Here is a 12,132-nt window from a genome sequence, read left to right as displayed (position 1 = left end):
ACCGAAGATCTAAGTTGGTGCCGGGCACCCGGCGGGCGGACGACCTCCGCGCGCGGGGCTCCCGCTCACCCCGTGAAGCGCGTCCCGGCCACGAACCGGGCGCGGATGACAAAGGAGTCACCACCGTGACCGAAGGAGTGTTCGCCCGGGGCACCGGGCACGAACAGGTCGTGTACTGCCACGACCAGGCCAGTGGCCTGAAGGCCATCATCGGCATCTACTCCACCGCGCTCGGACCCGCCTTGGGCGGGACGCGCTTCCACCCCTACGCCACCGAAGCGGACGCGCTCGACGACGTGCTCGCGCTGTCCAAGGGCATGGCGTACAAGAACGCGCTGGCCGGGCTCGACCTCGGCGGCGGCAAGGCCGTCATCATCGGCGACCCGAAGACGCTCAAGTCCGAAGCGCTGCTGCGCGCGTACGGGCGCTTCGTGCAGTCCCTGGGCGGCCGCTACATCACGGCGTGCGACGTCGGCACGTACGTGCAGGACATGGACGTCGTGGCCCGCGAATCCCGGTACGTCACCGGCCGCTCGCCCGAGGACGGCGGCGCGGGCGACTCGTCCGTGCTCACCGCGTTCGGCGTCTTCCAGGGCATGCGTGCCTCGGCCGAGCACCTCTGGGGCAGCCCGGACCTGGCGGGCAAGCGCGTCGGCGTGGCCGGCGTCGGCAAGGTCGGGCACATCCTCGTCGGGCACCTCGTGGAGGCCGGCGCGCAGGTGACGATCACCGACGTCTACGCCCCGGCCGTCTCGCGCACGCAGTCGATCTACCCCTCCGTCCAAGTGGTGTCCGATGTGGACACCTTGCTGCGCACCGAGCTGGACGTCTTCGCGCCGTGCGCGCTGGGCGGCGTCCTGAACGACGAGACGGTGCCGGTGCTCGGCGCGAAGATCGTCTGCGGCGCGGCGAACAACCAGCTCGCGCACGCGGGCATCGACAAGCAGCTCGCCGACCGCGGCGTCCTGTACGCCCCGGACTACCTGGTCAACGCCGGCGGCGTGATCCAGGTCGACGACGAGCGCCACGGGTTCGACTTCGAGCGCGCGAAGCGCAAGACGACGGCCATCTACGACACGACGAAGGCGGTGTTCGCGCTGGCGGACACCGACGGCGTGCCCCCGGCGACGGCGGCCGACCGGCTGGCGGAGCGCCGGATGGCGGAGGTCGGGCGGCTGCGGTCCATCATGACCGTGTGAGTTCGGCTGACATCTTCAAAGCGGCGGGTGTGCGGGGGTTCCTGCACGCCCGCCGTCTCGGTTCTTCCGACGCGGTGGGCGTCGACGCCGATGAGCAGGTCGTGCTGGCGTCGGTGGTGAAGGTGCCGCTGGCGTACGAGTTCGCCCGCCAGGTCGCGGCGGGACTGCTCGACCCGACGGACCGGGTGCGCGCGTCGGCGGCGGACCGCCTGGGCGGCACCGGTTCGGCGGGCTTCGCGGACGACGTCTCCTACAGCCTGCGGGACGCGGCGCTGCTGGCGCTGTCGGTGTCCGACAACACGGCCGCGGACCTGCTGTTCGACCGCGTGGGGGTGGCGAACGTGCGGTCGTTGCTGGCGGAACTGGGCCTGACGCGGACGTCCGTCATCGGCCCGCCGCGCGAGCTGCTGCGCACGATCATGGAGGACACGTCCGCCGGGGTTCCGCTGCGGGCGTTGGATCCACTTCGGACGTCGTCCACCACCCCGCGCGAGATGACGTCCCTGCTGTCGGCGATCTGGGGCGACCCCGGCCCGGGCGCCCAGGTGCTGGCGTGGATGTCGGCGCAGGTGAGCTGGCACCGGCTGACGGCGGGGTTCCCACCGTCGGTGGCGGTGGCGGCCAAGACGGGGACGATGCCGGGAATCCGCAACGAAATCGGCGTCGTGAGATACCCGGACGGGACGGCGTACGCGGTGGCGGTGTTCACGGTGGGCGGAGCGGAGACGCTGCGGCGGCCGGACATCGACCGGGCGATCGGCGACGCGGCCCGCGCGGCGGTGGATCAGCTGCGCTCGTAGAACACGTCCCACGGCCGGGCGCTGTGCGGCTCCGGCACGATCCGCGAGACCCCGTCGTCCTCGAGCACGCCGGCGGCGATCTCCGCCAGCTTTGCGGCCTGCGGGTGCGGACTTGACGGTGGCCAGGCGAAGGCCATCCGTGACCGCAGGACCTCGCCGGTCAGCGGCCGCCACACGACGCGCGGCTCCTTGCGCGGGCCCGGTTCGAACGCCACGCCGTGGCCGGCCAGCACCAGGCCCAGCGCGAACTCCGGGTTGCGGGCGTGCCGGACCGCGGCCGGCCGGAAGCCGTGGTCCCAGCAGGTGCGCAGCAGTGCGTCGTAGCTCCCCGGCGCCGCCGCGCGCGGCGCGTGCACCAGGCCTTCGCCGGCCAAGTCGGCGAGTGCCAGCTCGGAACGGCGCGCGAGCGGCGAGTCGCGGGGGAGCACCACGCCCAGCGGGGTGTCGATCGCGGGCCCGAGCTCCAGGCCGACGACGTCGACCGGCAGTTGCAGGAGTCCCGCGTCCAGGGAACGGTCGGCGAGCAGGCGCGTCTGCTCGGCGGTGGTCAGCTCCTGCAGGTCGAGCCGGACGGACGGGCACTCCCCGGCGAACTTCGTCAGGATCGCGGCGAGGACCGCGCCCGGCAGCTCCGGCGGGACGCCCGCGCGCAGGGCGTCCAGCTCACCGCGTTCGGCCTTCGCGACGAGCGCGGTCATCCGGTCCCAGCGGCTCAGGAGGTCCCGCGCTTCGGCGCGCAGCACCTCACCGGCCTCGGTCAGCGTGACGCGGCGGCCGCGGTCGAACAGCTTCGCGCCCAGCTCCGCTTCGAGCCGCTTCACGCGCTGGCTCAGCGGCGGCTGCGCGATGCCGAGCCGGTCGGCGGCGCGGCCGAAGTGCAGTTCCTCGGCGACGACCAGGAAGTACCGCAGCGAACGGAGGTGGTCCACGCTGCGACGATACGCGTCCGCATATCGACATGCCGGCGTCTCGATCTTGGACAGCCCCGCGGGGTTCGTGGTCTGGTGCCGGGCATGAACACAGGACTCAGCAGACGCGGCCTGTTCGGCGCGAGCGCCGCGGCCGCGGCCATCCTGGCGGGCCCGGCCTCCGCCGCCGCGAGCACGAAGAGCTCGCAGCTGACCTTGCGGTGGTGGGGGAACAACGGCTGGGAGATCCGGGTCGGCACGAAGACGATCCTCATCGACCCCTGGCTCACGCGGTTCAGGACCGGCACCTACACCCCGGCGGGCGCGGACCCGAAGACGCCGCTGTCGGTGAACAAGGCGCTGATCGACGGCTACCTCGACCGCGGCGAGCTGCGCGCGGACCACATCCTCGTCACCCACGGCCACTACGACCACCTCACCGACGTCCCCTACCTGGCCGAACGCACCGGCGCGACGGTCTTCGGCACCGAGACCCATTTGAGTCTCATGGCGGCGCTGGGCGCGCCCGAAGATCAGCTGGCGATCGCGACCGGCGGCGAGGACCTGACCTTGGACGGCTACTCGATCCGCATCCTGCGGTCCCTGCACTCGGCGACCGGCGCCCGGGCCCGGGTGCCGTTCCCCGGCTCGCGCCCGCTGTCCCGCCGCGACCGGCCGCGTGTGATCGAAGACCTCTACGAGGGCGGCACGCTGGCCTACCTGGTCAGCGGCGGCGGCGCGAGCGTCCTGGACTTCGGCGGCTCCAACTACGTCGAGTCCGAGCTGGCCGGCCTCCGCCCGGACGTCGTGCTGGTCCCGGTGGGCGGCGCGAAGGTGACGCAGTACGTCCCGCGCCTGCTGCGCGCGCTGGGCAACCCGAGGTACGTCGCGGCCACCCACTGGGACGACTTCGACCTCCCGCTCGGCCAGGCGAAAGACCCCAACGGCGGCCTGGAAGTCCTGCGCAAGGCGGTGGCGGCCACGTCGAGCGAGTTCGTGGTGCTGGACCACCTCGGCGAGTTCACCCCGTAGGAACGACGAAGGCCCCCACCCAAGTGGTGGGGGCCTTCGAAAGCGCTCAGCCGCTCTTGCGGCGGAACGTCCGCTTGTTGGCCGCCGGGCCGTGGGCGTGCTGGTTCTTGCCCCCGCCGTTCTCGTGGGACGCACCCGACCGCGCGTGGGCCTGCTTGCGCTCCAGTGCCTCGCGGAACTTGCGCTTGACGTCGTCCTCCTCGCCGCTGGGCGACGGGTTCGGCTCACTCATGACTACCTCCGGAACGACGAAAAACGACGACGTGTGACCACTCCAGCCTGTCAGCCGCGCACCCGGTTGGCGAGTCGATTTCAGCGTTTCGGGGACGGAACCCCGCCGAACTGGACCGACTTGCGCGTCAGCGGGCGGCCGCAGTGGTCGCACAGCAGGATCGGGCGCAGCCGGTTGCCGCACTCCACGTGGTGGAGCGTGATGTCCGGCTCCTGGCCCGGCACCTCGAACCCGCGCGACCACTCCGCGATGAACGCCAGCGCCGGGAAGAACGCCAGTCCCTTCGCCGTCATCCGGTAGTCGCGCGCGTCGGTCCGCGTCGCCGCCGTGCCAGTGCGGAGCACACCGACCTCGACCAGCTTGCTCAGCCGGGCCGACAGCACGCTCGGCCCGATCCCCAGCTCGCGCTCGAACTCCGAAAAGTGCCGGCAGCCGAGCAGCGCCGACACCAGCAGGCCCGTCGACCAGCGGTCGCCCAGCAGCTCCATCGTGTCGGGGAAGAACATCAGCGGGTCGCCGGCCAGGGACTCCGCGTCCTTGCGGCGGAAGCGCTTGGACGCCGTCGCCGCCGCGACGCCGGTGCTGTCCAGCCGCGAAGCCCGCACGTCACGCGCGTCGACGCGGCGGCCGCACGCCCCGCAGCCCAGTGGTGCTGATGTAGCCAGCTCGCAGTCGAGGTGGATCAGCGTGGGCAGCACCTCGCGGCGGCCTTCGACCCACTCGCGCTCCCACGCCCAGATCGAGATCAGCAGCGGCCACAGCTCCAGGCCGCGCTCGGTGAGCCGGTACTCGTGCCGCGTGCGACGCGCGTCGCGGTACGGCACGCGCGTGAGCATGCCCGCGTCCACCATGTCCCGCAGCCGTCCGGACAACGCCGTCGGCGAGATGCCCAGCCGCAGCCGCAGCTCTTCGTAGCGGCGGAAGCGCAGGAACAGGCTCTGCAGGATCAGCAGCGTCCACTGGTCGCCGACCAGCTCGAGCGCCCGGCGGAGCGGGTCCCCCGCCGGGCGGATGCGCTGTGACATCCGGGGCTCCGCCCCGGGCCGGGGGCTCCGCCACCCGGAACCCCCGAAAGCTGGCTGTGCAGTCGCCTCGACCACTCAATTCCCCCTCGTTACTAGCAGCCTCAGGGTAGCACCTGACTACACCAAAAGAAGCCTATTGACAGCTGGGTACACAAATCATAGTCTCATCCCCATCAGCCAGCGCGGTGAGCCCGAGAGTCAGGGAGCAGCCCGATGACCAGCACTTCCGAACAGCCGCTGATGGTGGCCCGGACGGCGGACACCGGCGAAGCCAACCCCTACCTGCTCGGTGTCTACGCCCCCGTCGGCACCGAGATCGACGCCGCGGACCTGCAGGTCGTCGGCGAGATCCCGAAGGACCTCAACGGCGTCTACCTGCGCAACGGCCCGAACCCGCGGTTCGCCCCGGAAGGCCGCTACCACTGGTTCGACGGCGACGGCATGATCCACGCCGTCCACCTCGAAAACGGCAGGGCGCGCTACCGCAACCGCTGGGTCCGCACGAAGGCCTTCGAGGCCGAGTCCGAAGCGGGCAAGGGCCTGTGGACCGGCGTCATGGAGGACCCGACCGGCAACCCGTTCGGCAACTCGCACGGGCTGGGGCTCAAGGACAACGCCAACACCGACGTGATCTTCCACCGCGGCCGGATCCTCGCGACCTGGTACCTGTGCGGCTCGCCGTACGCGGTCGACCCGCTCTCGCTGGAGACGCTCGGGGCCGAGGACTTCCTCGGCACGCTGGTCGGCGACATGATGGCCCACCCCAAGGTGGACGAAAAGACGGGCGAGCTCTTCTGGTTCGACTACGGCCCGCGCCCGCCGTACCTGCGCTACGGCGTGATCAGCCCGGACGGCCGGGTCGTCCGGACCACCGAGATCGAGCTGCCGGGCCCGCGCCTGCCGCACGACATGGCCATCACCGAGCACTTCGCCGTGCTGATGGACCTGCCGCTGGTCCAGGACCGGGAAGCGGCGGCGCAGGGCCGGCACAAGCTGCACTTCGACCGCTCGACGCCGAGCCGCTTCGGCGTCCTGCCACGCTACGGAGACGGTAGCCAGATCAAGTGGTTCGAAGCGAGCCCGTGCTACATCTACCACGTCGTCAACGCCTGGGAGCAGGGCGAAGAGGTCGTCCTCGACGTCTGCCGCGTGCGCAAGCCGGCCCCGCGGGCCGACGCGCGCACGCCGCTCGCGAAGATGCTCTCCTACCTGCGCCTCGACGCCCAGCTGCACCGCTACCGCTTCAATCTGCGGACCGGCGTGTGCCGCGAGGCCCCGCTCGACGACGCCAACACCGAGTTCCCGACCGTCGACTCCCGGAGCGTCGGCCGGACGAACCGGTACTCCTACGCGGTGCACATCTCGCCCGAGTCGACGCTGAAGTTCGACGGGCTCGTGCGCTACGACAATCTTGCCGGCGCCAAGACCGAATACCGGTTCGGTCCCGGCCGGTGGGGCAGTGAGGCGCCCTTCGCACCCCGCGATGGCGCAGCCGCCGATTCGGCGGACGGTTATCTGGTGACGTTCGTGCAGGACGAGCGTGAGGGACGCTCGGAACTGGACATCTTCGACGCCGCCGATCTCGCTGCCGGACCCGTGGCCAGGGTCCTGCTTCCCCAGCGTGTCCCGCTCGGTTTTCACGCGACCTGGGTCCGGGCGGACCAGCTGGAAAACCTCCGTTCATGAGGTGCCACCGTGAGGGTCGTGCCCGGGAGTTCCGGGCGCGGGGATGGTGGCGTGCGGAGACGATCGACCAGCTCGTCAAGGAGCGGGTCAGTGCCGACCCGGAGGGTCTCGCGCTGGTCGATCCACCGAACACCGCCGCACTGGTCGGACGCGACCCGGTGCGGTGGACCTGGAACCGGCTCGACGAACGCGTCGACGTCCTGGCCGCGTTCCTGCTCGCCGGAGGGGTGCGAGCAGGCGACGTCGTGGCCGTGCAGCTGCCGAACTGCTCGGCCCTGGTCCAGGCGTTCCTCGCGATCGTGCGGATCGGCGCGATCGTCACCCCGTTCCCGGTGTCCTACCGGGAACACGAACTCGGCCCGATGTGCCGGCGCACCGGTGCCGTCGGGGTGGTGACCGCATCCAGATACGGCGAGCACGAGCTCGCCGGGGCGGCCCTTGGGCTAGTAGGCGCTTCGGCGCCGTCGGTCCGGTTCGTCGTCGCCCGGGGGGACGACGAACCGGCCGGCGCTCTGGCCTGGCCCGAAGCACCACTGTCCGAAGCGGAGCGATCCACTTTGGACTCGCAGGTGACCGAAGCCGACGTGAACGACTGCGTGACGATCTGCTGGACGTCCGGCACCGAAGCCGAGCCGAAGGCCGTCCCGCGCTGCCACGGCGACTGGCTCGCGACCGCGCGCGGCTGCGTCCAAGCCGCGGGCATGACGCGCGACGACGTCCTGCTGTCGCCCTTCCCGATGACGAACATGGCCGGCATCGGCGGGATGTTCCTGCCCTGGCTGCTGACCGGCGCCGTGTTCGTCCCGCACCACCCGTTCGACCTGCCGGTGTTCCTCGGACAGCTCGCCGCCGAACGCGTGACGTACACGCTCGCGCCGCCGGCGTTGCTGACCATGTTGCTGCACAACGACAAGATCCTGTCCGGAGTGGACATCTCGGCGCTGCGCAAAATCGGGTCGGGTTCCGCGCCGCTGTCACCGTGGCTCGTGCGCACCTGGGCCGAGCGGTACGGCATCGACATCGTCAACTTCTTCGGGTCCAACGAGGGCACCGCGCTGCTGTCCGGCCCGGCCGACATCCCGGACCCGGACCAGCGCGCGAGCTACTTCCCGAACTACGCCTCCGACGTCACGTGGTCGACGCCCGTCGCCGGCTGGACGTCGGTGCGGCTGCACGACCCGGTCACCGGCGAGCGCGTGACCGAACCCGGCCACCCCGGCGAGCTGCGCATCGCCGGGCCGACGGTGTTCGCCGGCTACCTCACCTCGGTGGGCGAGCCCCTGGACACCTCGTCGTTCGACGAGGACGGGCACTTCCGCACCGGTGACGTCTTCGAGATCGCCGGCGACCGCGACCGGTTCCTGAAGTACGTGGACCGGATGAAGGACCTGGTCATCCGCGGCGGCATGAACATCTCGCCCGCCGAGGTCGAAGGTCTGCTGGCCGGGCACCCGGACGTCGCCGACGTCGGGGTCGTCGGCGTCCCGGACGAGGTCATGGGGGAGCGGGTGTGCGCGGTCGTCGTGCCGGGCGCGCGGAAGCCGTCGCTCGAGGAGCTGGTCGCGTACCTGCGCGAGAAGAAGGTGGCCGCGTTCAAGCTGCCCGAACGGCTCGAGTACGCGGACGCCTTGCCCCGCAACCCGGTGGGGAAGATCCTGAAGCGGCAGCTGCGGGAGAGTCTGGAGTGAGGCCATGACGGTGTTCGTGCTGGGCGGGGCGCAGACCGACTTCGCGCGCAACTACGCCAAGGAGGGGCGCGGGATCCTCGAGCTGTTCGCCGAGGTCGTGCCCGCCGCCCTCGCGGACGCCGGGGTATCGGCCGACGACGTCGAGGTCGCGCACGTCGGGAACCTCGCGGCGGAACTGTTCACCGGCCAGGCCCAGCTCGGCGGGTTGCTGGTGGCCGCGGTCCCGGAACTCGACGGCGTGCCGAGCACCCGGCACGAAGCCGCGTGCGCGTCCGGCAGCACCGCCGTCCTCGCCGCCTGCGCGGACATCGAAGCGGGCCGCTACGACCTGGCGCTGGTCGTCGGCGTCGAGCTGATGCGGAACGTCGACGGGCAGCGCGCGGCCGAGCACCTCGGCTCCGCCGCGTGGGCCGGGCATGAGGCCGTCGGCGCGAAGTTCCCGTGGCCCGCGTTGTTCGCCGAGGTCGCTTCCGCGTACGACGAGCGGTACGGCCTCGATCCCGGCCACCTCGGGCAGTTCGCCTCGCACGCTTTCGCCCGCGCGGCGCGGAATCCGCTCGCCCAGGCCCGCGACTGGCGCTTCCCGGAGGGCGCCTTCGGGGCCGACGACGAGCTGAACCCGCTGATCGAAGGCAGCCTGCGGAAACAGGACTGCGGCCGGATCACCGACGGGGCCGCCGCGGTCCTGCTGGCCTCGCCGTCGTTCGCCGACCGGCTCGGCGGCGGCTTCCCGCGCATCGCGGGCTTCGGGCACCGCACGTCCCACCTCGGCCTCGCCGAGAAGATCGCTTCCGACGGCGAGTACCTGTTCCCGCACCTGCGCGGCGCGGTCGTCGACGCCTACGAGCGCGCGGGCGTGCCGGGGCCGGACGCGCTCGACGTCGTCGAGCTGCACGACTGCTTCACGATCACCGGGCTGGTCGCGCTGGAACACCTCGGCGCCGCACCGCCCGGCGACGGCGGCCGGTTCATCGCCGACGGCGGGCTCGACGCGGCCGGGATCAACCCCGGCGGCGGCCTGATCGGGCTCGGCCACCCGGTCGGCGCGACCGGCGTCCGGATGCTGCGCGACGCCGCCCGGCAGGTGACCGGGACGGCGGGCGAAACGCAGGTCGAGGGCGCGCGGACGGCGTTGACGCTCAACGTCGGCGGCTCGTTCACCACCGTGGTGACCATGATCGTGCAGGCGCTCGCATGAGGCTTTCGGTGTCGCTGGGGCTCTGGCAGGACCGCCCGCCGGAGGAGGCGCTGGAAACCGCGCGCGCCGCCGAGGCCGCCGGCTACCCGGAGCTGTGGATCGGCGAGATGGCGACGTGGGACGCCTTCGCGCTGGGCACCGCGATCGGCGCGGCGACCTCGCGGATCTCGCTGACGTTCGGGCCACTGGCCGTGACCGTGCGGGACCCGGCGACGATCGCGATGGGCGTCGCGTCGGTCGCGGCCTTGACCGGCCGGACCACTGGCGTCGCGCTGGGCACGTCCAGCGACGTCGTCGTGCGCGGCTGGCACGGCCGGTCCCGCGCGCGGGCCGTGACGGCGTTGGCGGAATCGGCGCTCGCCGTCCGGCAGCTGCTCGACGGTGAGAAGTCCACAGTGGACGGAACGGTCGTCGGCTCGCGGGGCTACCGGTTGCGGCTGACCGCACCGAAGTCGCCGCTGACGATCGCCGCGTTCGGCCCGCGCGCCCTGGACGTGGCCGCGCGGCACGCCGACCGGATGGTGGTCAACCTGGTCAGTCCCGCCGCCGCGGCCTCGTTGGTGCGCGGGCTGCGGGAGGCGGCTTCGCGGGCGGAGGTCGCGCCGCCGCCGGTCGCCGCGTGGGTGGTCGGCGCGGTGGATCCGGGCCCCGCGGAGATCGAGCAGCTGCGCCGCGGCGTCGTCGGGTACCTGGCGGCGCCCGGGTACGGCGAAATGTTCCGCGCGGCCGGGTTCGGCGACCTGGTGGACTTCGCGCGCACCCGCCCGCACCCGCGTGAGCTGCTGGCCGCGGTGCCGGTCGAGGCGATCGCGACGGTGGGTCTGCTGGGCTCGCGCGCGGACGTCGCCGCGAAGGCCCGGGAGTACGCGGAAGCCGGGATCGACGAGCTGGCGATCGTCCCCGCGACCGGCGACGACGATCCCGGTGGCGCGAAAACCCTGGAAGCGTGTCGATCCGCCGTCGGCCCGTTCGACGCGTAGGCATGACTGAACCCACGAAGACCACGAACCTCGACCGGAACGGGGCCCCGGCGCTGCCGTGGAGCCGGGCCCGCGACCTCCTCGCGACGCAGACCCCGAAGGAGGACCTGACGTTCTTCGTCGGGACCGTCCGCCCCGACGGCCGGCCGCACGCCGCCGGCGTCGGCGCGATCTGGGTCGACGACGCCCTCTACTTCGTCAGCGGGGACGGCACGCGCCGGGCCCGCAACCTGGCGGCGAACCCGGCGTGCAGCGTCTCGGTGCGCTTGAAGGGGCTCGACCTCACCCTGGAGGGCGAGGCCGAGCGGATTTCCGATCCCGCCACGCTCGAGCGCGTGGCGGCCGTCTACCGCGAGGGCGGCTGGCCCGCGACGGTGTACGAAGGCGGGTTCACCGCGTCCTTCATGGCGCCGAGCGCCGGACCCGCGCCGTGGTTCCTGTACCGGCTCGTGCCCACCCGGGCGATCGGCGTCGCCTGCGCCGAGCCCTACGGCGCGTCCCGCTGGGACTTCACCCGCTGACGGCCGCCGCGACGAGCGCGCCGATGTGCCGCATGCCGTCGGCGTTGGGGTGCAGCGGCGCCGCGACGGCGGTCGGGATCACGCTTTCGAACCACTTGACGCCGGGCAGCTTGCAGACGTCGTGCCCGATCGACGCCGTCCGGACGTCGACGTACCGCGCGCCGTGCGCGGCGGCCTGCCGGGCGAGGGCGGCGTTCGTCTTGTCGATGCTGCCCTGGATGTAGTTCGCGTCGCGCGGGGTCAGCGGCGCGACCGGCCAGCACCCGTTGTGCGGCAGGTAGGTGCCGTAGCCGGCGACGAAGACGCCGGCGTTCGGCGCCTTCGCGTGGATCGCGTCCAGCAGCGCGCCCCACGTCGGTTCGAAGGCGGCGATCTTCTCGGCCAGCTGGTCGTGGCCGCCGGCGGTGTAGCGGTCGACGCAGTCCGGGTTGATGCCGGGCAGCAGGTTGATGCAACTGGTGGCGGCGCCGACCAGGCCGACGTCGTTGCCGCCGATGGTCACCGTGACGGTCTCGGTGGTCGAGCCGAGCGCGTCGAGCTGCGGCGGAACCGCGCCGGCTTCCGTCTGTTGCGGCGCGTACATGTCCGCGGTCGTCGCGCCGGAGCACGTGACGTCCTTCAGCGGGACGCCGAGCTGCTTCGCGGCGACGTGCGGATAGTCCGCGAGGGATCGCAGGCAGCCGGGGGACGAGAGGTCCGGGGGCGGGATCAGCGGGCCGGCCGCCGCCGAGTCCCCCAGTGCGACGTACTCGCCGGCGGTGCTCGCGGCCGCCGTTCCCGCTGTCGCCGCCAAAGCCGCGACCATGATCGTGACGAACGCCGTTGTCCTCACTCGCACGCCGTCCTCCTTGACGTAGTTGGCT

Annotated in this window: 12 protein-coding genes; 8 read left to right on the top strand and 4 right to left on the bottom strand. The window is 72.3% G+C overall.

Going from position 1 to position 12,132, the window contains the following annotated elements:
• Positions 1-125: 125 nt before the first annotated feature.
• Positions 126-1,199, top strand: a complete 1,074-nt coding sequence (locus tag AB0J40_RS39675; RefSeq protein ID WP_364464363.1) for a Glu/Leu/Phe/Val dehydrogenase dimerization domain-containing protein — start codon at positions 126-128, stop codon at positions 1,197-1,199.
• Positions 1,196-1,999: a serine hydrolase gene (locus AB0J40_RS39670; RefSeq protein WP_364464360.1), complete on the top strand. Its 804-nt coding sequence runs from the start codon at positions 1,196-1,198 to the stop codon at positions 1,997-1,999. Before AB0J40_RS39675 ends, AB0J40_RS39670 begins: the two co-directional genes overlap by 4 nt.
• Here the strand turns inward: AB0J40_RS39670 and AB0J40_RS39665 are convergent.
• Positions 1,984-2,928, bottom strand: coding sequence for a LysR substrate-binding domain-containing protein (locus AB0J40_RS39665; RefSeq protein WP_364464357.1), 945 nt, complete (start codon positions 2,926-2,928; stop codon positions 1,984-1,986). The two genes, AB0J40_RS39670 and AB0J40_RS39665, sit on opposite strands and share 16 nt — an antisense overlap.
• Positions 2,929-3,012: 84 nt before the next feature.
• On the opposite strand from AB0J40_RS39665, the gene AB0J40_RS39660 reads away from it, so the two are divergent.
• A complete protein-coding gene (locus AB0J40_RS39660; RefSeq protein ID WP_364464354.1) occupies positions 3,013-3,939 on the top strand; it encodes an MBL fold metallo-hydrolase in 927 nt (308 codons plus the stop codon).
• A gap of 46 nt (positions 3,940-3,985) precedes the next feature.
• Here AB0J40_RS39660 and AB0J40_RS39655 read toward each other — a convergent pair whose 3' ends face one another.
• On the bottom strand, positions 3,986-4,171 hold the full coding sequence (locus AB0J40_RS39655) for a DUF5302 domain-containing protein (RefSeq protein ID WP_004559232.1): 186 nt from the start codon (positions 4,169-4,171) through the stop codon (positions 3,986-3,988).
• An 80-nt stretch (positions 4,172-4,251) separates the two neighbouring features.
• Positions 4,252-5,196 carry a winged helix-turn-helix transcriptional regulator gene (locus AB0J40_RS39650; protein WP_364464350.1) on the bottom strand — a complete coding sequence of 315 codons (945 nt, stop codon included), beginning with the start codon at positions 5,194-5,196 and terminating at the stop codon, positions 4,252-4,254.
• A gap of 213 nt (positions 5,197-5,409) precedes the next feature.
• Here AB0J40_RS39650 and AB0J40_RS39645 point away from each other — a divergent pair, with 213 nt between their 5' ends.
• Genes AB0J40_RS39645 through AB0J40_RS39625 form a run of 5 tightly spaced genes read left to right on the top strand, consistent with a single transcriptional unit; the run spans position 5,410 to position 11,269 of the window.
• Complete coding sequence (locus AB0J40_RS39645; RefSeq protein WP_364464347.1) at positions 5,410-6,882, top strand: carotenoid oxygenase family protein; 1,473 nt, start codon at positions 5,410-5,412, stop codon at positions 6,880-6,882.
• On the top strand, positions 6,879-8,570 hold the full coding sequence (locus tag AB0J40_RS39640; RefSeq protein WP_364464344.1) for a class I adenylate-forming enzyme family protein: 1,692 nt from the start codon (positions 6,879-6,881) through the stop codon (positions 8,568-8,570). The genes AB0J40_RS39645 and AB0J40_RS39640 overlap by 4 nt, the downstream gene beginning before the upstream one ends.
• 4 nt (positions 8,571-8,574) lie before the next feature.
• On the top strand, positions 8,575-9,768 hold the full coding sequence (locus AB0J40_RS39635; RefSeq protein WP_364464341.1) for an acetyl-CoA acetyltransferase: 1,194 nt from the start codon (positions 8,575-8,577) through the stop codon (positions 9,766-9,768).
• Entirely contained in the window at positions 9,765-10,748 is a 984-nt protein-coding gene (locus tag AB0J40_RS39630; RefSeq protein WP_364464338.1) for an LLM class F420-dependent oxidoreductase, read from the top strand. The genes AB0J40_RS39635 and AB0J40_RS39630 overlap by 4 nt, the downstream gene beginning before the upstream one ends.
• 2 nt (positions 10,749-10,750) lie before the next feature.
• Positions 10,751-11,269: a pyridoxamine 5'-phosphate oxidase family protein gene (locus AB0J40_RS39625; protein ID WP_364464335.1), complete on the top strand. Its 519-nt coding sequence runs from the start codon at positions 10,751-10,753 to the stop codon at positions 11,267-11,269.
• Here the strand turns inward: AB0J40_RS39625 and AB0J40_RS39620 are convergent.
• Positions 11,259-12,101 (bottom strand): SGNH/GDSL hydrolase family protein, encoded by an 843-nt coding sequence (locus tag AB0J40_RS39620; protein ID WP_364464518.1) that lies wholly within the window; start codon positions 12,099-12,101, stop codon positions 11,259-11,261. The genes AB0J40_RS39625 and AB0J40_RS39620 overlap by 11 nt on opposite strands.
• Positions 12,102-12,132: the final 31 nt, after the last annotated feature.

Origin of the sequence: Amycolatopsis sp. NPDC049691, assembly GCF_040675005.1 — a bacterium.
Taxonomy (GTDB): domain Bacteria; phylum Actinomycetota; class Actinomycetes; order Mycobacteriales; family Pseudonocardiaceae; genus Amycolatopsis.
This window is presented reverse-complemented; position numbering and strand designations above follow the sequence as displayed.